This is a genomic window from Nocardia sp. XZ_19_369 (assembly GCF_015355715.1).
Classification (GTDB): Bacteria; Actinomycetota; Actinomycetes; order Mycobacteriales; family Mycobacteriaceae; genus Nocardia.
Genome location: NZ_JACVED010000005.1, coordinates 415,987 through 436,558 on the forward strand (window position 1 = coordinate 415,987; position 20,572 = coordinate 436,558).

Annotated in this window: 19 protein-coding genes and 1 riboswitch; of the genes, 11 read left to right on the plus strand and 8 right to left on the minus strand. The window is 68.2% G+C overall.

The features are described from left to right. Nucleotides 1-9 precede the first annotated feature (9 nt). Nucleotides 10-1,245: a DUF2235 domain-containing protein gene (locus tag IBX18_RS20810; RefSeq protein ID WP_194835242.1), complete on the plus strand. Its 1,236-nt coding sequence runs from the start codon at nucleotides 10-12 to the stop codon at nucleotides 1,243-1,245. Here IBX18_RS20810 and treY read toward each other — a convergent pair. The 3 genes from treY to IBX18_RS20825 form a co-directional block, all read right to left on the minus strand. Continuing rightward, on the minus strand, nucleotides 1,138-3,570 hold the full coding sequence (gene treY / locus IBX18_RS20815; RefSeq protein ID WP_194835243.1) for a malto-oligosyltrehalose synthase: 2,433 nt from the start codon (nucleotides 3,568-3,570) through the stop codon (nucleotides 1,138-1,140). The two genes, IBX18_RS20810 and treY, sit on opposite strands and share 108 nt — an antisense overlap. 11 nt (nucleotides 3,571-3,581) lie before the next feature. After that, nucleotides 3,582-5,702, minus strand: a complete 2,121-nt coding sequence (glgX, locus tag IBX18_RS20820; RefSeq protein WP_194835244.1) for a glycogen debranching protein GlgX — start codon at nucleotides 5,700-5,702, stop codon at nucleotides 3,582-3,584. Between the two features lie 73 nt (nucleotides 5,703-5,775). Beyond that, a complete protein-coding gene (locus tag IBX18_RS20825; RefSeq protein ID WP_194835245.1) occupies nucleotides 5,776-6,309 on the minus strand; it encodes a cupin domain-containing protein in 534 nt (177 codons plus the stop codon). 30 nt (nucleotides 6,310-6,339) lie between these two features. Between IBX18_RS20825 and IBX18_RS20830 the strand changes: the two genes are divergently transcribed. After that, complete coding sequence (locus tag IBX18_RS20830; protein ID WP_194835246.1) at nucleotides 6,340-6,804, plus strand: MarR family winged helix-turn-helix transcriptional regulator; 465 nt, start codon at nucleotides 6,340-6,342, stop codon at nucleotides 6,802-6,804. Here IBX18_RS20830 and IBX18_RS20835 read toward each other — a convergent pair. Then, nucleotides 6,793-7,737: a helix-turn-helix domain-containing GNAT family N-acetyltransferase gene (locus tag IBX18_RS20835; protein WP_194835247.1), complete on the minus strand. Its 945-nt coding sequence runs from the start codon at nucleotides 7,735-7,737 to the stop codon at nucleotides 6,793-6,795. The two genes, IBX18_RS20830 and IBX18_RS20835, sit on opposite strands and share 12 nt — an antisense overlap. 179 nt (nucleotides 7,738-7,916) lie before the next feature. Here IBX18_RS20835 and IBX18_RS20840 point away from each other — a divergent pair, with 179 nt between their 5' ends. Further along, entirely contained in the window at nucleotides 7,917-9,191 is a 1,275-nt protein-coding gene (locus IBX18_RS20840; protein WP_194835248.1) for an adenosylmethionine--8-amino-7-oxononanoate transaminase, read from the plus strand. Between the two features lie 12 nt (nucleotides 9,192-9,203). Here the strand turns inward: IBX18_RS20840 and IBX18_RS20845 are convergent, their stop codons facing one another. Further along, complete coding sequence (locus IBX18_RS20845; protein WP_194835249.1) at nucleotides 9,204-9,575, minus strand: cupin domain-containing protein; 372 nt, start codon at nucleotides 9,573-9,575, stop codon at nucleotides 9,204-9,206. A 61-nt stretch (nucleotides 9,576-9,636) separates the two neighbouring features. Between IBX18_RS20845 and IBX18_RS20850 the strand changes: the two genes are divergently transcribed. From IBX18_RS20850 to bioD, 3 genes are read left to right on the plus strand one after another with little or no spacing between them, the layout of a single operon-like run. Beyond that, complete coding sequence (locus IBX18_RS20850; protein WP_194835250.1) at nucleotides 9,637-10,116, plus strand: MarR family winged helix-turn-helix transcriptional regulator; 480 nt, start codon at nucleotides 9,637-9,639, stop codon at nucleotides 10,114-10,116. Nucleotides 10,117-10,171: 55 nt separating this feature from the next. After that, nucleotides 10,172-11,326: an 8-amino-7-oxononanoate synthase gene (locus IBX18_RS20855; RefSeq protein ID WP_194835251.1), complete on the plus strand. Its 1,155-nt coding sequence runs from the start codon at nucleotides 10,172-10,174 to the stop codon at nucleotides 11,324-11,326. A gap of 37 nt (nucleotides 11,327-11,363) precedes the next feature. Then, nucleotides 11,364-12,038, plus strand: coding sequence for a dethiobiotin synthase (gene bioD / locus IBX18_RS20860; protein ID WP_194835252.1), 675 nt, complete (start codon nucleotides 11,364-11,366; stop codon nucleotides 12,036-12,038). 21 nt (nucleotides 12,039-12,059) lie between these two features. Here bioD and IBX18_RS20865 read toward each other — a convergent pair whose 3' ends face one another. From IBX18_RS20865 to IBX18_RS20875, 3 genes are all read right to left on the minus strand, one after another. Continuing rightward, nucleotides 12,060-13,085, minus strand: a complete 1,026-nt coding sequence (locus IBX18_RS20865) for an ABC transporter substrate-binding protein (protein ID WP_194835253.1) — start codon at nucleotides 13,083-13,085, stop codon at nucleotides 12,060-12,062. 34 nt (nucleotides 13,086-13,119) lie between these two features. Further along, nucleotides 13,120-13,836 (minus strand): ABC transporter ATP-binding protein, encoded by a 717-nt coding sequence (locus IBX18_RS20870; protein ID WP_306796341.1) that lies wholly within the window; start codon nucleotides 13,834-13,836, stop codon nucleotides 13,120-13,122. A 131-nt stretch (nucleotides 13,837-13,967) separates the two neighbouring features. After that, nucleotides 13,968-14,999 carry an iron ABC transporter permease gene (locus IBX18_RS20875; protein WP_194835255.1) on the minus strand — a complete coding sequence of 344 codons (1,032 nt, stop codon included), beginning with the start codon at nucleotides 14,997-14,999 and terminating at the stop codon, nucleotides 13,968-13,970. 83 nt (nucleotides 15,000-15,082) lie between these two features. Then, nucleotides 15,083-15,214: riboswitch (cobalamin riboswitch) on the minus strand. Nucleotides 15,215-15,279: 65 nt separating this feature from the next. Here IBX18_RS20875 and IBX18_RS20880 point away from each other — a divergent pair. From IBX18_RS20880 to IBX18_RS20900, 5 genes are all read left to right on the plus strand, one after another. Further along, nucleotides 15,280-16,449, plus strand: a complete 1,170-nt coding sequence (locus tag IBX18_RS20880; protein WP_194835256.1) for an alpha/beta fold hydrolase — start codon at nucleotides 15,280-15,282, stop codon at nucleotides 16,447-16,449. Nucleotides 16,450-16,512: 63 nt separating this feature from the next. Next, a complete protein-coding gene (locus IBX18_RS20885; protein ID WP_194835257.1) occupies nucleotides 16,513-17,607 on the plus strand; it encodes an ABC transporter substrate-binding protein in 1,095 nt (364 codons plus the stop codon). Continuing rightward, on the plus strand, nucleotides 17,607-18,467 hold the full coding sequence (locus IBX18_RS20890) for an ABC transporter permease (RefSeq protein ID WP_194835258.1): 861 nt from the start codon (nucleotides 17,607-17,609) through the stop codon (nucleotides 18,465-18,467). The genes IBX18_RS20885 and IBX18_RS20890 overlap by 1 nt, the downstream gene beginning before the upstream one ends. Next, nucleotides 18,443-19,195, plus strand: a complete 753-nt coding sequence (locus IBX18_RS20895; RefSeq protein ID WP_194835259.1) for an ABC transporter ATP-binding protein — start codon at nucleotides 18,443-18,445, stop codon at nucleotides 19,193-19,195. Before IBX18_RS20890 ends, IBX18_RS20895 begins: the two co-directional genes overlap by 25 nt. After that, complete coding sequence (locus tag IBX18_RS20900) at nucleotides 19,192-20,541, plus strand: LLM class flavin-dependent oxidoreductase (protein ID WP_194835260.1); 1,350 nt, start codon at nucleotides 19,192-19,194, stop codon at nucleotides 20,539-20,541. Before IBX18_RS20895 ends, IBX18_RS20900 begins: the two co-directional genes overlap by 4 nt. Nucleotides 20,542-20,572: the final 31 nt, after the last annotated feature.

The following is a 20,572-nucleotide window of genomic DNA, read 5'->3' on the forward strand; positions in this document are numbered from 1 at the left end:
ATTTGGTTCATGAAACGCCTGGTTGTGTGTTGTGACGGCACGTGGAAAGCAGAGTCGAGCGGCACGGTCTCGAACATCATCAAGATCGCGCAGACGATCCGGTTCGACGCGCCGGGTCCGACGGGGGAGAAGATCCAGCAGTGGGTCACCTATGTGTCCGGGCCCGGCGCCCGCGGCTTCCTCGCCGACCGGGTGATGGGTGGCGCGTTCGGCCTCGGGCTGCAAGCGAACCTGTCGTCCGCGTACTGGCACCTGGCGCTGAACTGGGAGCCGGGCGACGAGATCTACATCTTCGGCTTCAGCCGGGGCGCGTTCACCGCGCGCAGCCTGGCGAGCCTGATCGACCGCATCGGCCTGCTGACGCCGGAGGCGATGATCGGCGGCAAGTACCCGGACGCCCTGGAGATCTACCAGGAAGTGCTGCCGCCGGACGGCGAGATCCCGGAGCGGTGGAAGAAGTTCCGCAGGGACAACTGCCATCAGCAGGCACCCAAGATCAATTTCCTCGGCGTCTTCGACACCGTCGGCGCGCTCGGCGTGCCGGGTGTGACCTCGCTGCGCTACAAGTTCCATGACGTCAAGCTGTCCCCGAGCGTGCACTGCGCCAGGCAGGCCCTGGCCATCGACGAGCGGCGGCGCAATTTCGAGCCGTGCCTGTGGGAGGTGCCCGTTGTCCCGGATGTGAAGTACCGCAAGGGATTCCAACGGGTCAAGCAGGTATGGTTCGAAGGAGCGCACAGCGATATCGGTGGCGGGCACAAGGAATGCGGGCTCTCCGACCTCACGCTGCGCTGGATGGTGCGCGAAGCCGAATCCGTCGGGCTCGCCTTCGACCGCGATCGGCTGGACAAACTGTCCGAGGGCTGCCGGGCGATGGGCGAACGCCACATGTGGCCGCATCCGTCGCTGAAGCCCGTCTACCGCATCTTGAATGTGGTGCGCACACTGCGTAATCCGCGTAGTCCGCGGTTCTACTTGGACTCCTGGCGCAAGCTCGCGAACGGTCACGAGCAGGGCATCCGGCTCGCCTCGCTGGTCAACGAGAAAGAGGGCTACGATCCGCCCAATCTGCGCCGCTGGCGCGGGCAGCTGGGCGGCATCTTCCCCGAGGAGCTGCTGGAGAAGGTCAGCGCGGTCTCAGCGCACGAGCAGTGCGACGGGCAGCAGGCCGAAGAGCTTCTCGAGCCGAGCCCGGCCCTGGAAGGTATGACCGGTCAGCCGGTCCGTCCAGGTGCCCTGCGGTAGATCGAGGGTCGTGTCGCCCCAACCGGTTTCGGCGAGGCCGAGACTGTGCCGGGTGGTCGCGACGATGACTTCCGGGGCCGCACCGACGCGGCCCCGGGCGTAGGACACCAACCTGCCCGCCTGCTCGCCGGTGGCGAACAGCGGCAGGTAGGTGCCCCCGACAAAGCAGTCGGGGCGCTCCCTGCGCAGCCACAGCGCGTAAGCGACGATCCACATCTTCGCCGCGCCGGTGGTGTCCAAGGCCGGTGTGCCGGTAAGCGATTGCAGCATGCCGATGCGGATCGTGAAATCCACCGGGCGGCGGTTGTCGGGGTCGACAAGGGAGTCTTCCCACAACTCGCAGCCCTGATAGATGTCCGGGATACCCGGGCCGCAGAGCTGGAGCAGCTTCTGCGACAACGCATCCGACCAGGCGTGCGGCGCCAGCTCGTGCACCAGGTCGCCGAGCTCGCTGCCGACCGGGCCGTCGATCACCGTGTCGATCCAGCTGTGCACCGCCGACTCGAACTCGGCATCCGGCTCCTCCCAGGAGGTTTTGGTGCCGGCTTCGCGAATCGACTTCTCGGCGAACAGGTGCAGCCGCTCACGCAGGCCGGGGACGGAGGCGGCGGGCCTGCCGTCGGCGGGCCACACGCCGAACATGTTCTGCAACAAGAACAACGTGGTCGCGCCGTCCGGGCCGGGCGCGGCCTCGTCCCACGCCTCGACGCACTGCGCCCAGGTGTCGGCGATCTGGGAGAGCACGCCGATGCGGGCGCGTACGTCCTCGCCGCGCTTGGTGTCGTGGGTGGACAGCGTCGTCATGGTGGCAGGCCACCGATGCGCGCGTTCGGTGTTGGACAGGTGGAACTCGTTGAGCGAGTGGCCGAATCGGGCCGGATTGCCGCCGACCTCCTGCAGCGAGACCAGCCGGGCGGCCTGATAGAACATGGTGTCCTCCACCGCCTTCGCGGTGACCGCGCCACAGACCTGGCTGAACCGCACCGCCGCCTCACCGTCCGCGGCCAGCGCGGCGACCAGCACCGCGAGCGGCACGGTGAGTTCGCTGTTGCGCTTCTCCACCTCGGCGATGACCGCGCCGATCATGCCCGCCAGCGGCGCGTAGTCGGCCCGGTAGACCGGCATGAACGCGAGCACCTCGATCGTGGCGTTGGTCATCGCCATGGTGTCGAAGCTCTCCGCGCCGCCGTCCCGCTTGATCGCCGCGACCAGGCGCCGGATCTCCGGTGCCAGCAGGTTTTCCGCGACCGCTCGCTTGATCCGGTGCTCGGTCTCGCCGATCCAGGCGCGGTCGCTGCCGTGGCCGGCCAGCTTCTTGGACAGCTCGGTCAGCGCCTGCTCGCCCTCCGGCTTGATGAGCACGCCACCGAGATCGGCCAGCGCGTCGTAGCCGGTGGTGCCGTCGACCGGCAGGGTCGGATCCAGCGGCTCCCGGTTGGCCAGGATCTTCTCCACCAGCAGCAGCCGGTTCGGGCCGATCAGTCTGCGCACCCGCGCGAGATAGGCAGCGGGATAGGACAATCCGTCCGGGTGGTCGATCCGCACGCCGTCGATGAGGTCGTGCTCGCACCAGGCGGCGAGCTCGCGATGGGTGGCCTCGAAGACCTCGTTGTCCTCCTGGCGGATCGCGGCCAGGCTGCTGACCGCGAAGAACCGGCGGTAGGTACACACACCGGCCTTCCAGCTCACCAGCCGGTAGTGCTGCTTGTCGTGGATGCGCAGCGCATTGTCGCCGTCGGTGCCCGGCGCGATGGGGAAGCGCAGATCATGCAGGGCCAGCATTGGTTCCGGGCCGGAACGGTCGACGGTGAGGGCCGCCGGATCGTTCTCGCTTTGCAGCACCGGCAGCGCCAAGCGCCCGCCCGCACCGTTGCCCGGACTCCAATCGATGTCGAAGTAGTGGGCGAAGCTGGATTCGCGGCCGTTGCGCAGCACGTCCCACCACCACGCGTTCTGCCGCGGGTCGGCCACCCCGACGTGGTTGGGCACCAGGTCGACGACCAATCCCATACCGCGGCTGCGCACCTCGTCGGACAGCGCCTTGAGCCCGGCGGGTCCGCCCAGCGCGGCCGACACCGTGGTGGGATCGGTGACGTCGTAGCCGTGGTTGGAGCCGTGCGCCGCGGTGAGGATCGGCGACAGGTAGAGATGCGAGATGCCCAGCTGCTGTAGGTATTCCGCGATCGTGCGGGCGTCGCCGAAGGTCAGCGCGTCGGGCCGGAGCTGGAGCCGGTAGGTGCTGCGAATCGTCGTCGGCCTGGCCGTGGTGCGGCGCAGCGAGAGCGGATCGGTCACGTGAGTCTCGGGGGCTTCCGGTGTGGTCATGGGCGTTCGGGTCATCCGGCGTGGCGCAGCACCAGCAGGCACCGGGATTCGACCGGGACGGTGGCCGAGGCGGGATAGCTCGCCTCGGTCAGCCCGGTCGGCGTCGAACAGTCCAGTGCGACAGTCCACTGCGTGCCGTAGTCGGCGTTGGGCAGGGTGAAGTCCATGGCTTCGTCGTGGGCGTTGAAGCACAGGAGGAACGAGTCGTCGGAGATCCGCTGGCCACGCGGGTCGGGTTCGTGAATACCCTTGCCGTTGAGGAACACCGTCAGCGATTTGCCGAAGCCGCTGTCCCAGTCCGCGGTGGTCATCTCCGCGCCCTCCGGGGTGAGCCAGGCGATGTCGCGGGCGCGGTCCTTCGACCGCACCGGCCTGCCGTCGAGGAAGCGGCGGCGCCGGAAGACAGGGTGCTCGGTGCGCAACGCGATCACGTTGCGGGTGAATTCCAGCAGGTCCGAATTCTGCTGCATCAGTGACCAATCCATCCAGGCCAGCGGGGAATCCTGGCAGTAGACGTTGTTGTTGCCGTGCTGGGTGCGGCCCATCTCGTCGCCGTGCGCGAGCATCGGCACGCCCTGGCTGAGCACCAGGGTGGCCAGCAGATTGCGGCTCTGCCTGGCGCGCAGCGCGAGGATGTCCGGGTCGTCGGTGTCGCCCTCGACGCCGCAGTTCCACGACCGGTTCCAGCTCTCGCCGTCGCGGTTGTCCTCGCCGTTCGCCTCGTTGTGTTTCTCGTTGTAGGACACCAGGTCCCGCAGGGTGAAGCCGTCGTGCGCGGTGATGAAGTTGATGCTCGCGCTCGGCCTGCGCCCGGTCGCCTCGTACAGATCGGAGGACCCGGTGAGCCGAGAAGCGAACTCGCCCAACGTCGCAGGCTCGCCGCGCCAGTAGTCGCGCACGGTGTCGCGGAACTTGCCGTTCCACTCGGTCCACAGGCCGGGGAAGTTGCCGACCTGGTAGCCGCCCTCGCCGACGTCCCAGGGTTCCGCGATCAGCTTCACCTGGCTGATCACCGGATCCTGTTGCACCAGATCGAAAAAGGCGGACAGCCGGTCGACGTCGTGCAGCTCGCGGGCCAGCGTGGCGGCCAAGTCGAAGCGGAAGCCGTCGACGTGCATGTCCAGCACCCAGTAGCGCAGCGAGTCCATGATCAGCTGCAGCGTGTGCGGGTGCCGCACGTTGAGGCTGTTGCCGGTGCCGGTGTAATCCATGTAGTGCGACGGGTCGTCGTCGAGCAGACGGTAGTAGGCGGCGTTGTCGATGCCGCGGAAACTGATGGTCGGGCCGCGGTGGTTGCCCTCGGCGGTGTGGTTGTAGACCACGTCGAGGATCACCTCGATGCCCTCGGCGTGCAGATCGCGCACCATCGCCTTGAATTCGGTCACCGCGGAGTCGGCGCGTTTGATGGCGGCGTACTCGTTGTGCGGAGCGAGGTAGCCGAAGCTGTTGTAGCCCCAGTAGTTTCGCAGGCCCTGGTCGAGCAGCACGGTGTCGTGCAGGAACTGGTGCACCGGCATCAGCTCGATCGCGGTGACGCCCAAGCCTTTCAGGTGCTCGATGATGGCCGGATGCGCGATGCCGGAGTAGGTGCCGCGCAACTCTTCCGGGATGTCGGGATGGGTGGCGGTCATGCCCTTGACGTGCGCCTCGTAGATCACCGTCTCGTGGTACGGGCGGTTCGGCGCGCGGTCGGTGCCCCAGTCGAAGTACGGGTTGATCACCACGCTCGCCATGGTGTGGCCGAGCGAGTCCAGGCCGTGCGTGTACAGCGACGGGTCGTTGTCGAACTCGCCGTCGAAGGCCTTGCCGTACGGGTCGAGCAGGAATTTGCTCGGATCGCAACGTAATCCGTGTTCCGGGTCGTAGGGACCGTGTATCCGGAATCCGTAGCGCTGGCCGGGTCCGACCGCGGGCAGGTAGGCGTGCCAGACATAGCCGTCGACCTCGTCGAGCGGAATCCGGGTCTCGGCGCCGTCCGCGGTGATCAGGCACAGGTCGACGGCGTCGGCAACCTCGGAGAACACCGAGAAGTTGGTGCCTGCCCCGTCGTAGGTCGCGCCCAGCGGGTAGGCGGTGCCGGGCCACACACCGAGGGGTGTCGCGTCACCGGACGCTGCGTCGGGCTGAGCCATAGCAACGACATTAGCGGCAGTGGCGTTTTACTCGGCGGGGGCGGTTGCGACGGGCGGGTCCACGGGGACCCGGTCAGGTGTCCAGCCAGCGCCGCGAGTAGCCGAGCCGGACGGCGAGGCGGGCCAGTCCGCCCAGTACGACGCGCTGCGCCCAGCGCGGGATCCCGGCGAGGTAGCCATCCTGGTAATCCCACAGCAATGCCAGCGCGAGTGGGTCGCGTGGCACCCGGGACCGGGTGGTTTTGCCCGCGGTGTCCAGGTTGTGCCAGAGCTGGAACATCTCCCAGTGCCGCAGCGGCGGGCGGATCTCGTGATCGAACGTGGTGTCGGGTGCCTCGCTCCAGAACTCGTGCACGACGCCCGCCGGAGCCGTCACGGTGTCGCCGGGCTCGGCGATGAGCTCGACGCCGTCGATCTTGAAGCGAGCGCGGCCCTCGCGAATGGTCCACTGCTCGGACAGCACCGGGTGCCAATGCGGGCCCGCCTGCCGTTCGGCTCGCAGCAGTCGATGGTGCAGCCGCAGATACGGGCCCTGCTCGTCCTCGCCCCTGGCAACGAAGGTGACTTGATGTCCGTTGCGGTAGGTGAGCGTTGTGCCGTCTTCCATAACTCAATTTATAAAGGTAACCTTCGTAATATGTCAACGGTCGATCCGAACGCCACGTTGCTCAAATTGTTGAGCCAGGCAACCACCGCTTACGAGCACGCGCTGAACAAGGAACTGCGTGCGCGGCTCGATGATCAGCTGCGCCCGGCGCACTACGCGGTCTTTCGCCATCTCGATCCGGCCGGCTCCCGGATTACCGCGCTGGCGGAGTCGGCGGGCATGACGCAGCAGTCGATGGGGGAGTTGGTGACTCACCTGGAGCGCCGCGGTTTGGTGGAGCGGCAGGTCGACCCCGCTGATCGGCGGGCGCGGCTGGTCGTGCTGACCGACGCCGGTAAGGACGCGCTCGGCGTTGCGGCGCAACGGATTCAGGGCATCGAGCAGCTGCTCGCGGGAAGTTTGGGCGACGGCGGGCTGGTCGATTTGCGGCGGGCGCTGGTCCTGGTGCGCGAGGTGCTGGCGGCCGAAGGCGGGTGTTCTTCGCTACCTGGGTGATTCGAGCGAACGCCGCCAGGTCTGACCGATCAGGTCCGCGCCCCAGCTGTGGTGCGGGCTCTCTTCTACGAGCTCGAAACCGGCCCGCTGATAGATGTGCCGAGCCGCGGTGAGGACGTCGTTGGTCCACAGCACCATCTCCCGGTAGCCCGCGGCGGTCGCGAAGCGCAGGCACTCCTCGACCAGTGCGGACCCGACGCCGAGTCCGCGCGCGCTCGGCTCGACCAGCAGCAGCCGCAACCGTGCGGTGGTCTCGTCCTCGGCGACGCAGAAGATGCTGCCCACCGGCTCGCCGCTGGCCTCGGCGATCCAGGCCTGCTCGCGCTGCTCGTCGTGGGCGTTGAGGTAGTCGGCGACGATGCGCACGATCAACTCCTCATACGTTCCGTCCCAACCGTATTCGGCGGTGTAGAGCCGGGCGTGCCGTTCGATGACCCAGCCGTAGTCGCCGGGCTTCGGCGCCCGGATGACGAACGGTGGCGCCGCCGCCGCATTGGCGGGATGGTCCAGGATCTGCTGGATGGTTCGCATCGCGGTGACCAGCCGGGCGCGGGCGGCGGGCGGTTTGGCGGTGAGCAGGTAGCCGACTTCGTCGCTGGAGCGTTGGTCGAGCACGGCGAAGATTTCCGTGCCCTTGGTGGTGAGCCGGACCTCTTGGCGGCGGCCGTCGCTGTCGGAGCGGTTGCGCTGGACCAGGCCAGCGCTCTCGAAGCGGGCCAGGATGCGGCTCAGGTAGCCGGCGTCGAGATCCAGTGTCTGCCGCAGGGTTACCACCTCGGCGGTGCCGGAGTTGGCCAGCTCGAACAGGATTCGGACCTCGGTCAGCGAATACTCGCTGTCCAGCAAGCCTTCTCGGAGCACACCGATGACCTTGGTGTAGCGGCGGTTGAACTCCCGGACTGCGGCGATGTCCGTGGCGGCGACGGTGGTCACGACGGCTCCGTTCCTGCGGTGCAAGCTGTTGATCTTTGACGGAGTCAAAGAATAACCCCGGATGGCCGCTGAGCGCCGGGATTCCCACGGATGACGCTCGCGCGTAGCTCCGGTGGTAACTTGAACGGCGTTCAAGCCCGTCCGTTGGGCGGGGTCGTCGCTCGACCGCGAGGATTCCTGTGGCACTGACCCGTGACGAGATCGCCGCTATCGACGCCAAACACGTCTGGCACCCCTACGGCGGATTTCCGGCCTCCACCGAACCGTTGGTGGTCGCCGAAGCCCGCGGCACCCGGCTGACGCTGGCCGACGGCCGCGAGGTGATCGACGGCATGAGCTCCTGGTGGGCCGCCATTCACGGCTACCGGCACCCGGTGCTCGACGCCGCGCTGGTGGCGCAGTCGCAGCGGATGAGCCACGTGATGTTCGGCGGACTCACGCACGAACCGGCCGCGCGGCTGGCCGAACTGCTCGTCGAGCTGACGCCGGCCGGTCTGGACAAAGTGTTCCTGTGCGACTCCGGTTCGGTGTCGGTCGAGGTCGCGGTGAAGATGTGCCTGCAATATTGGCGCGCGCTCGGCCGCCCGGGGAAACGGCGGCTGCTCACCTGGCGCGGCGGCTATCACGGCGACACCTTCACGCCGATGAGCGTGTGCGATCCGACCGGCGGCATGCACTCGCTGTGGACCGATGTGCTGGTCGATCAAGTTTTCGCGCCGATGCCGCCGACCGACTACCGGCCGGAGTATGTGGCGGAGCTGGACCGGCTGATCGGCGCCAATGCCGACGAGCTCGCGGCGGTGATCGTGGAACCCGTCGTGCAAGGCGCGGGCGGGATGCGCTGGCATCATCCGCGCTACCTGAGCGATCTGCGCAGGCTGTGCGACGAGCACGGTGTGTTGCTCGTCTTCGATGAGATCGCGACCGGATTCGGCCGCACCGGAACGTTTTTCGCGGCCGATCAGGTCGGCGTCGGGCCGGATGTGATGTGTGTCGGCAAGGCGCTGACGGGTGGTTACCTCACCCTGGCCGCCACGCTGTGCACCGCGCTGATCGCCGAGACGATCAGCGCGGGACACGGCGGCTTGATGCACGGGCCGACCTTCATGGGCAACCCGCTGGCCTGCGCCGTCGCGGTGGCCTCACTCGAACTGCTGACGGCCGGGGACTGGCGTGGCGACGTGGCGCGGATCGAAGCCGGCCTCGAAGCCGGACTTGCCCCGTTGCGTGCGCTGCCGAATGTCGTCGAGGCCCGGGTACTCGGTGCGATCGGTGTGGTCGAACTCGACCGCCCCGTGGACATGCGCACCGCGACCGACGCCGCCGTCGCCGCCGGGGTGTGGCTGCGGCCGTTCCGGAATCTCGTGTACGCCATGCCGCCGTTCATCAGCACCGACGAGGACATCGCGGCGATCACGACCGGGATGCGTGCCGCCGTCGCGGCGCAGTCGTGATCGCCGGTCAGCTCAGGCGATCCAGGGCGGCACGACCATGGTGTCGCTGCCCTGCACGCCCGCCTTGGCGCCCGCCTGTGCCGTGACGATGGCGGTGAAGCCATGCTCGGTGTGTACCTGGCGCAACACATTGGCGGGCATGATCACCGTATCGCCTTCGGCGGCAGTGAGTTTCGTGCCGTCGAGGTCGACGGTGAGACTGCCCGCGACGACGGTCCAGACCTGTTCGGTGTCGATGATGTGGACCGGGCCCGACTTGTCGGCGGGCACCTCGACCCGCCAGAGGGCGAGCGCGGTGCCGCCCTGGGTGGGCGAGGCGAGGGTGGTCATTACACCGCCGGGGGTTTCGGTGCGCCGGGTTTCGGTGTGTTGGATGAGCGTCATGCGTGGGTACTCCGTAAGATAGACAATCAGGTTGTCCATATAGTCAACGAGGTTGTCCAATATGTCAAGTGATTCCGGTGGATACGAACTGCCGTTGCGGATGCTGCTCGGCTTTCGTGCGGTGATCGACGAGGTGCACGCCGAGCTGGCCGAGCACGGGCACGCCGAACTGCGGCCGATGCACGGCTTCCTCTTTCAGGCCGTCGGCCGGGTGGGTGGGCCGTACGGGTGTACCGCCGCCGATCTCGGTCGCGCCCTCGGTATCTCGAAACAGGCCGCGGGCAAGCATATCGAGACGCTCGAGCGGTTGGGTTATCTGCGGCCGGGTCATGATCCGACCGATGCGCGGCGCAAGGTCTACACGCTGACCGAGCGTGCCGTCGACATGCTGCACCGGTCCGCGCAGGTCTTCGATCGCATCCATGCGCGATGGGCGCGGCAACTCGGCGCCGATCGGCTGGCGCAACTCGAGCAGGATCTGCGCACGGTGACGCCGGGGGAGGTGTTCCGGTTCGATACGCCGAACTGGTTCTCCGGGTGAGCGGATCGATGCGGGGCTATGCGTCCTGAACGGTGTTCAAGTATGCTCCGGAGCTGTGACTACCGATCCATTGAGTTGGTTGGACGAGCGTGCGTCCGCGCGGGTGGCCGCCGGGCTGCGGCGTGAACTTCGTCCCCGTGCGGCGCGGTCGCCGTCGCTCGACCTGGCCTCCAACGACTATCTCGGGCTGGTCCGCCACCCCGAGGTGATCGACGGAGCGATCGAGTCGGTGCGGCGCTGGGGGGCGGGCTCGACCGGCTCCCGGCTCGTCACCGGCACCACCGCCGAGCACGAGCTGCTGGAGACCGAGCTCGCCGAATTCGTCGGTGCCGAAGCGGGACTCGTGTTCGCCTCGGGGTACGCCGCCAACCTCGGCGCGGTCACGGCGCTGGCGGGGCGTGGTGCGCTGGTCGTTTCCGATGCGGGCAGTCACGCGTCGCTCGTCGACGCGTGCAGACTGTCGCGGGCGCGGGTGGAGGTCGCCGCGCACGGGGATGTCGACGCGGTGGATCGCCTGCTTGCCGCGCGGACCGAGGAGCGGGCGCTGGTGCTCACCGATTCGGTGTTCAGCGCGGACGGTGATCTCGCGCCGCTCGCCGCGTTGCACCGGGTGACCCGGGCGCGGGGCGCGGTGCTGATCGTGGACGAGGCGCACGGTCTCGGAGTGCGTGGCGCGGGTGGGCGCGGGCTGGTGCACGAGCTCGGTCTGGCCGGGGAGCCGGATCTGGTGATCACCGCGACACTGTCGAAATCCCTTGCGGCGCAAGGTGGCGTGGTGCTGGCCGGCGAGCGGGTCCGGGCGCATCTGATCGACGCCGCGCGCACCTTCATCTTCGACACCGGTCTCGCGCCCGCTGCCGTCGGCGCGGCGCGCGCGGCGCTGCGGGTGCTGCGCCGGGAACCCGAACTGGCGGGCCGGGTGCTGGCGCGGGCCGCCGATATCGCGCGGATCGCCGCTGTGCCGGTGCCGGATTCGGCGGTGGTGTCGGTGGTGCTCGGCAAGGCGCAGGTCGCCTTCGATGCCGCGCAGGCCTGCCGGGCGCAGGGGCTGGATGTCGGTTGCTTCCGTCCGCCGTCGGTGCCGGAGGGCACGTCGCGCCTGCGGCTCACCGCCCGCGCCAACTTGACGGACGTCGAACTCGACACCATCGCAACGGTTCTCGGCGATGTGCTGGCGCAGGCGCGTGGGTTGGACGCGGTGCGGGCGTGAGCATCGCTGGAACGGCAGGGACTCGAAGGATGGCGGTATGAGCGTTCTCTTGGTTACCGGGACTTCTACGGAAGTCGGCAAGACGGTGGTTACTGCGGCTGTCGCGGCGGCCGCGTTGGCCGCCGGTCGGTCGGTGGCGGTCTGTAAACCGGGTCAAACCGGTATCGCCCCAGGCGAACCCGGCGACCTGGCCGAAATCGAACGGCTCAGTGGCGTCACCCGGACCTCGGAATTCGCGCGTTACCCGGATCCGCTCGCGCCCGATACCGCCGCCCGTCGTGCGGGCTTGCCCGAGCTCACCCTCGCCGAAACCGTCGCGGGCATAGCGGCGCTCGACGATGCCGACCTCACCCTGGTGGAGGGTGCGGGCGGACTGCTGGTTCGGCTCGGTGATTTCACCCTGCTCAATCTCGCCCAGAAACTCGACGCGCCAGTACTTCTGGTGGCCGCTGCCGGACTCGGCACCCTCAACCACACCGAATTGACCACGCGTGCTCTGCATTCGGCGGGCGTGCGCTGCGCGGGCGTGGTGATCGGGTCGTGGCCTGCCGAACCGGACCTCGCCGCGACGTGCAACCGCGTCGACCTACCGCGCGTCACCGGTGTCGACTTGGTCGGCGCTGTCCCTGAAGGTGCGGGCTCTTGGGACCGCGAGCGTTTCACCGCTGCAGCACCCGGCTGGTTTTCCCCCGACTGGTCACCGTTCACCTGAGGATGATCGCCGTCTTGGTCGTCAGCGAAGGGCGTCGTCGACCTGGGGTTGAATGCTGGAGGCGGGGACCAGGTTCCACTGTTCGAGTTGCTTGCGGATCTGCTCGGCGGCGTCGATGTTGAGGGGGCCGCTGGTCCACATGGCGTAGGGGAGGTTGAGGAAGCGGCCCTCGGTGACGGCGCGGAGTTGGTTGATGCCGGGCTTGGCACGGAGGGCCTCGACCTTCTGGGCGAAGGTCTGCGGCGGGTAGTCGACGAACATGATGGCGTCCGGGTCGGCGGCGGCCAGGCGCTCCCAGGAGACCCTGGTCCAGGTGTCGGCCACGTCGCTGAGCGCATTGTGACCACCGGCGGCGTCCAGGATCGCCTGGGGCGCACCGAAACTGCCGCTGGACATGAGGGAATCGGTGGCGCTGTCGAACAGGAAGATGGTCGGCTTGCGCTCGGCCTGCGGTGCGGCGGTCAGCGCGGCCAGGCGTCGATCCAGGTCGGCGGTCACCTCGGTGGCGCGGTCGGCGCGGCCGGTGATGGCGCCGAGGTTGGTGAGATCGGTGCGCAGCGCCGTCCACGGCTCGACGATGCCGCGCGGGCGTTCACCATTGCGCTGGCGGCAGCTCTCGGTGAGGGTGTAGGCCGCGATCCCGGCCTTGCTCAACGACTCCGGGGTCAGGTTCTTGGCTTCGTCATAGCCGTAGCTCCAGCCCGCGACCATCACGTCGGGTCCCTGCGCGAGCACGGTCTCGCGTGAAGGGTATTCGGGCGCAACAGACTTCAGCTGATCGACAACCGGTCCGTAGTGCCTGCGCAACGTATCGGTGTCGCGCTGCACACTCGACACCGCGACCACCTGATCCTGCGCTCCGAGTGCGAGCGCCATCGAGATCAGATTCCCGTCGTTGACGAACATTCGTTGCGCGGGAGCCGGAAACCGCACGTCCACATCGCAATTCCGGATCGTGAGATCCCCGGACGCCGTGTTCTCCGCACTGCATCCGGCCACCGTCGCGGCCAGTGTGACCGCAACCAACATTCGCAGAGTGTGCTTCATAGATTCGCCTCTCAAGGTATTCAACGGTTCGAGTTCATAGCGTCGCCTCGCGGGGCGTGATCAACAGGTGGGGTTCGCCGGTGTCGGGATGGGGGACGCGGAGGGCGCGGACGCCGAACACCGCGTCGACCACCTCGGGAGCCAGGGCGACGGTCGGCGCGGCGAGGGAGTGGGCGGTGCCGTTGTGTAGCACCAGGATTCGGTCGCAGTAGCGGTCCGCCAGGGTCAGATCGTGCAGCGCCATGATGACGGTTCGTTGCAGGGTGCGCGTCAGCGCGAGGAGTTCGAGTCGGTGGGTGATGTCCAGGTGATTCGTCGGTTCGTCCAGCAGCAGCACCGGGGTGTTCTGCACGAGCGCGCGGGCGAGCAGCACTCGTTGGCGTTCACCGCCGGAGAGTCGATGCACCGGTCGGTCGGCGAATCCGGTGAGATCCACCGTGGCCAACGCCTCTTGGACAGCCTGCTGTTCGAGCGGCGAGCCGGCACCCCATGGCGGCAGGTACGGGGTGAGTCCCAGCGCCACCACCTCGCCGGCGCGCAGGTCAGCCGGTGGGCGCTCGTCCTGTGCGACCATCGCAACCGTGCGGGCCCGCCGGCGCGACGACATCGCGTGCAGCACTTCGCCATCCACCGTTACCCGACCACGCACCGGCCGCCGCACCCCCGCGAGAGTCTGCAACAGCGTCGACTTCCCTGCGCCGTTCGGTCCGACGATCCCGATCGTCTCGCCGGGCTGGATCGCGAAGCTCACGTCGGAGACCACGGTCCGGCGCCCAGCTGCGCATGCGAGCCCGTGCACTTTCAATGCTCCAGCGTTACCAGTGGTTTCGACGCTGTCGCGCGCAGAGCTAGTGGTGCTGGTGATGGCGATGTTGTTACCGCTCATGACTCTCCGAACCGATAACGCCGTCGCCCCATCAGAATCAGGAAGGTGGGGGCGCCGATGAGTCCGGTCAGCACGCCGACGGGGATCTCGATGGGGCGAACCACGATTCGAGTGGCGGCATCGGCCACGACGAGGAACAGCGCACCGCAGAGCGCACAGGCGGGTAACAGATTGCGGTGACGCGGACCGACCAGCAGACGGGCCGCGTGCGGGACAACCAGCCCGACGAAGCCGATACCACCGGAGACCGCCACGAGCACGCCGACCAGCACCGCGAGCAACACGAACAGCGCAATGCGGAGCTCTTTGACGGGAACGCCCAGTGAGGCGGCGGTATCGCCGCCGACGGTCAGCGCGTCGAGCCAGCCACTCGCACCTAGCAGCGCGACAGCCGCGACCACTACCACGCTCAGCGGCAACGCGATTCGCGTCCAGTCGGCGCCCGCGAGGCTGCCGAGCAACCAGAACAGCACCGCCTGGGCGTGCGAAGGATCCGGACGACGGAAGATGAGGTAGCTGCTCAACGCGGCGAACCCGGAGCTGAGCACGGTGCCGGTGAGCACCAGCCGCAACGGCGTCAGCCCGCCCTGCAGCACCGCGATCAGGAACACCAGCCCCGCCGCGACGAACGCACCGACCAGCGCCCCACCGGACAACGCCCACACCCCGGCCCCGGCGAACAACCCGGAGGTGATGACCGCAGCCGCGCCGACCCCCGCACCTGACGAAACCCCGAGCAGGTACGGGTCGGCCAGCGGATTACGCACCAGGGTCTGCATGGCCGCGCCCGCCAGCGCCAGCCCCGCGCCGACGATCGCGGCGAGCACAGTTCGCGGCACCCGCAGCTGCCACACGATGGTGTCCAAGCCGAAGTCGGTCGGCGCCTGCCCGGTCACCCGGTGTTGCAGCACCGTCAATACCGAAGAGACGGGCAAGGTTTCCGCGCCGAAGCCGGTGGCGAGAATCATCGCGCAGATCAGTAAGGCCCCGAGGGCAGGGAAGATGATCGCCGCACGGACACGAGTCATGCCGCCACCCCGCCAGCGCTGGGTTCCGGCATGCGCCGAGCGCGCATGATTCGGTGGTGCTCCACAGGCAAGTCGCGGCCTCTCCAGAGTTGTCCCGGCAGGGGAGGTCTGACTTTCGCCGTGAGGGCGATCACAGTGGCGCGACCGTTCCGGAATTACACCGGATTCCCGCACCCGCCGAGGTTGACGGCAGGACTCTACCGTTCGGTCGGGTTCGCGGCGCCGCGGGGGCAAGGTGTGGAATGGCGACAGTCCACATTCTTTACCTACAGTGGGACAGATGTCGCCGTTCGATGACCGGCACCCGTCCACTGTCGCGGACTGGGACGACGCGCGACGCAAAGCCCGGCTACGGGACACCAGCCTGTGGCACGAGTGGAAGACGTTGCGCCGGACCAGGTCCGCGGTGCTGCGGGTGGTCGTACTGCTGGCCGCCGTACTGGTCGTCTTCGCCCAGTACCTCACCTACGACGTAGAACCCGAACAGGTACGACTCGCCCGCACCGACCCCGCGATCCTGCCCGTCGCCGCCCCGGCCGATCCCGAAGACTGGGACACGGTGGTGGTCGACATGGTCGGGCTCGGCGGCCTGGACGCCAGCGCGACCGCCGCCGCCCTGCCCGCGCTGCGCGGGATGGGCGTGGTCTGGGCCATCCGCTACGACAACGAAGGTATCGACACCAAGGTCATCGCCGACCTGATCGTGCGCGCCACCGAGCTGTCCGGCTTGAAGAACATCGTGCTGGTCGGGCACAGCATGGGCGGGGTGATCGCGTTGGAGGTCGCCAAACACATCCACCTCGACAGCGACCGCCACCTGGCCGGGGTGATCCTGGACTGCACGCCGGTGGACCTGAACGCGGTCCGCCCGGAGAGCCGCGGCCGCGGCGAGGACATGGTGCGCTGGATGCGCTGGCTGCCCGGCGCGCGAGAAAGCCGCCTGCTGCGGCTGGCCGTGGAAACCTATGCGCGCCGCGACCGTTTCGTCTCGTACGGCGGCGATGGCCGACCGCCCGGCATCCGCTTCGGCCGGCTGCGTGTGGTGATGGGCGAGGTGTTGCGGGAGAAGATCTTTTCGCGCAACGCGGCGAGCAACGGGCTGATCGAGGTGCAGTTCACCGCGATCGTGGCGGGCGGCGCGACCAATGATCTGAAGGCGCTGGCCGCGCCGGTGGACGGAAAGCCGCGCCCCGCCATCGTTTTCATCCGTCCGCGCGACCCGAGCCGGGACCGGGTGGTCGATGTCGAGTACTCGCACCAGGTGTTGATCGAGCAGGCCGGCGGCGTGGACGGCACGCTCTCGGTGGTGCAGGCGCGAAACACCGGGCATGCCAATCCGATGCAGCGCCCGGTCGAGTACAACACGGTGATCGACCAGCAGATCCTGCCGTTCATCCAGCAGTACCAGGAGCAGGTCCGGGCGCAGACGACGGCGGCGGCACCGCGCTGAGCAGTTCGAACCAGCATGAGACAAACGGTGTTCGGGCCGGATTTGTCTTGTTTGAATCCCTGCATGTACCGACCACGCACGTTTCTGTTCGGCCGCCAAGGCCGCACCACCGCCGCATTGCTCGCCGTGGCAACCGTTGCGACCCTCGGACTCACCGGCTGCGCGAACAACGACAAGCCGGTCGGTCCCGTCGCCGCGGACACGCCGCTACCCGTTGACGTTCCGGCAGGCACCAAGCTGATCGTCGCCGACCAGTCCGAGCGCCTGCAGTCGGTGCTGCGGATCTCCGGTGAGCTGGACAAGCTGCCGTTCCAGGTCGAGTTCGCCAATTTCGTCGGCGGACCGGCCATTCTCGAAGCCTTCCGCGCCGAGGCCGCCGACGTGGCGCAGGTGGGCGATGTGCCGCCGATCCACGCGTTGATCGCCGGGCAGGACGTGCCGATCGTCGCCGCGTACCAAACCAGCCCGACCGCACTGAAACTAGCGGTGGCGCCGGGCAAGTCGGTGAGCACGCTGACCGACCTGAAGGGCAAGAAGATCGCCTACGCCGAGGGCACCGCCCAGCAGGCTGCGGTGCTGCGCGCGCTGGACAAGGCCGGACTGAAACCCGGTGACGTGCAATTGATCCGGCTGCAGCTGGCCGAGTTCCTCGACGCCGTGCGCACCGCGCAGGTGGACGTCGCGCCGCTGATCGAGCCGAATGTGACTCGGCTGCTGCGTACTCCGGGTGCGTCGCTGATCCCGGACGCGCAGACCGAAGGCATCTACGGCGGGCTCGGCTATCTGTATGCCCGCCGCGCGGTGGTGCAGGATCCCGCCAAGGCCGCCGCGACCCGCGCCCTCGTCGGCGCGTTCGTGCGGGCCAACCAGTGGGTCAACACCCATCAGGACGAGTGGGCGCGCAGGTATTACGTGGACAACCAGAAGGTCGGTCCCGAGGACGCCAAGCGCATCGTGGACTCGCTGGGCACCTTCACCTTCCCGCATCTGGATCAACAGCTGGTCGACCGGCAGCAGGCCACCATCGACGCCATCGCCGAGGCCGGCGAGCTGCCGAAGAAGGTGCAGGCGGCCAACGGCTTCGACCTGCGCTACGACGCCGCGATCACCGAGGCGGTCACCGCCAGCGGTGCCGCGTTCGCCCCGAAGGAACGCTGATGGCCACCTTGGACGCCGGAGTATGGAACAAGTTCGGGCGCAGTGCCGCACCGGCGCGCGAACTCGCCAAGCGCAAGCCGACCCGGCCCCGGCTCGGCCCCGGTCGGCCGATCCCGTTCGGCGCCGCCGTCGGACCTACGCTGCTGATCGCCGCGTGGGTGCTCGGATCCGCCTCCGGCACAATGGATCCGGAGACCCTGCCGGCGCCGTGGACGGTCGCCCAGACCGCCGGTGACCTGCTCGCCGACGGCAGGCTGCAATCCAACCTGCTCACCTCGGTGCAGCGCGCCGGTTACGGCCTGGTCCTCGGTGTCGCCGTCGGGCTGGTCCTCGCACTCGTCGCGGGCTTGAGCCGGATCGGTGAAGCGCTGGTGGACGGCCCGATTCAGATCAAGCGCGCTATTCCGACGCTCGCGCTGATCCCGCTGTTCATCGTGTGGTTCGGCATCGGCGAGGAGATGAAGCTGCTCGTCATCACGACCAGCGTGGCCATCCCGATCTATCTGAACACCCACGCCTACCTGCGCAGCGTCGACGCCAGGTACGTGGAACTCGCACAGACGGTAGGACTTTCGCGCTGGGGCTTCATCCGCCGCATCGCGCTGCCCGGTTCGCTGCCCGGCTTCTTCCTCGGACTTCGCCTCGCGGTGACCATCGCCTGGCTGGCCCTGGTGGTGGTGGAACAGGTCAATGCCACCAGCGGCATCGGCTACCTGATGACCCAGGCCCGCACCTACGGCCAAATCGACGTGATCGTGGTCGGGCTCGTGATCTACGGCCTGCTCGGACTTTTCGGTGATCTCGCCGTGCGTGCGGTGGAAAGGAAGGCGCTGTCATGGCGACAGACATTGGGGGACTGAACGTAGTCCGGACGCGCGCGTTGCGTCGCGGATTCGGCGAGCGGGTCGTGCTGCGCGACATCGATCTCGACATCGCGCGCGGGGAATTCGTTGCCCTGCTCGGTCGTAGCGGTTCCGGAAAGAGCACCCTGCTCCGTGCGCTGGCGGAACTGGACTACGACGTGCCCGGCTCGGGCGAACTGACGGTTCCGGCCGAACGTGCGGTGGTGTTCCAGGATTCCCGGCTGCTGCCGTGGATCCGGGTGCTCGACAACGTGATTCTCGGTCTGCGCGGGACCGGTGCCGCCGAGCGTGGGCGGGCCGCACTCGCCGAGGTTGGCCTGGCGGGCCGCGAAAAAGCGTGGCCCAGAGAGCTTTCCGGCGGCGAACAGCAACGCGTCGCGCTGGCCCGTTCGCTGGTGCGGGAGCCGGAACTGCTGCTGGCCGACGAACCGTTCGGCGCGCTGGACGCGCTCACCCGGATCAGGATGCATGTGCTGCTGCAAGACCTGTGCGCGCGGCACAAGCCGGCCGTCCTGCTGGTCACCCACGATGTCGACGAGGCGCTGCTGCTCGCCGACCGCGTCCTCGTGCTCGACGAGGGACGGATCGCCCTCGACCAGCGGATCGATCTGGAACGTCCACGCAGGCACGGTGATCCGGCCTTCATCCGACACCGCGCCCTGCTGCTGGCCAGCCTCGGCGTCGGCGCCGACGACCTCCACGAAGAAGAGAAGCAAGCCTCATGAGTACTCCGCGTCAGCTCAGCCTCAACGCGTTCATCTACCCGTCCGGCCACCACGAGGCCGCCTGGCGGCATCCCGACAGTCAGCCCGGCCGGATCTACGACGTGGACTACTACCAGCAGATCGGTCGCACCGCCGAGGCCGCGAAGCTGGACGCGGTGTTCTTCGCCGACGGACCGGCGCTGCGCACCAACGTCAAGCACAACGCGGGCTCCGGATTGGAGCCGATCACCCTGCTCACCGCCATCGCCACGGCGACAACACATCTCGGCCTGATCGCCACCGCCTCGACCACCTACTACGAGCCCTACAACCTGGCCAGGCTGTTCTCCACGCTGGACCACATCTCCCGCGGCCGGGCGGGCTGGAACATCGTCACCACCGGCACCGACCTCGCCGCGGCCAACTTCGGCCTCGACAAGCACCCCGACCACGCCGAACGTTACGCGCGGGCAAGGGAATTCGTGGACGCCGTGGTCGCGCTGTGGGACAGCTGGGAAGACGACGCCATCCTGCTCGACCAGGCGAGCGGGGTGTACGCCGACCCGGACAAGATCCACCCGATCGACTTCGTCGGCGAACACCTCAGTGTCCGTGGACCATTCAACGCGCCGCGCACACCGCAGGGGTATCCGGTGCTCGTGCAGGCCGGTGCGTCCAACGAGGGCCGCTCGTTCGCGGGTAAGTACGCCGAGGCGATCTTCACCGCGCACCAGCGGCTGGAGGACGCGCAGCGGTTCTATGCCGACATCAAGGCGCAGGCACTGGGTTTCGGCCGCAACCCGGACCACGTCAAGATCCTGCCGGGCATCAGCCCGTTCATCGGCGACACCGAGGCCGCGGCCAAGCGGCTCGAGCGCGAGTTCAACGAGCTCACCGTGCCGGAATACGGTCTGACACAACTGGAGAACATCGTCGGCAAGAGCCTGCGTCACCTCCCGCTCGACGAGGCGGTCCCGGTGGATCTGTTCGATGACGCGGGCGAGGTCACCGACAACGCCCGCAGCCGGCTCCAGGTCGTCGCCGGAATCGTGCAGCGGGAACGGCCGACCGTGCGCGGCCTGCTGCACAAGCTGGCCGGTGCGCGCGGTCACCGGGTATTCGCAGGCACCCCTGAGCAGGTCGCCGACACGATCGAAGAGTGGTTCCGCAACGGCGCCGCCGATGGTTTCAATGTGATGCCGCCGTACTACCCGGGCGGTCTGGAGGTGTTCGCCGAGACCGTCGTCCCGATCCTCCAGCAGCGCGGCCTGTTCCGCACCGAGTACACCGGCAGCACCCTGCGCGACCACTTCGGCCTACCCCGCCCCGCAGGCCGCACCGCCGCGCAACCGGCGCTGGCCGGCTAGAGCAGCCGCACACTTTCTGTCGAGACGCACA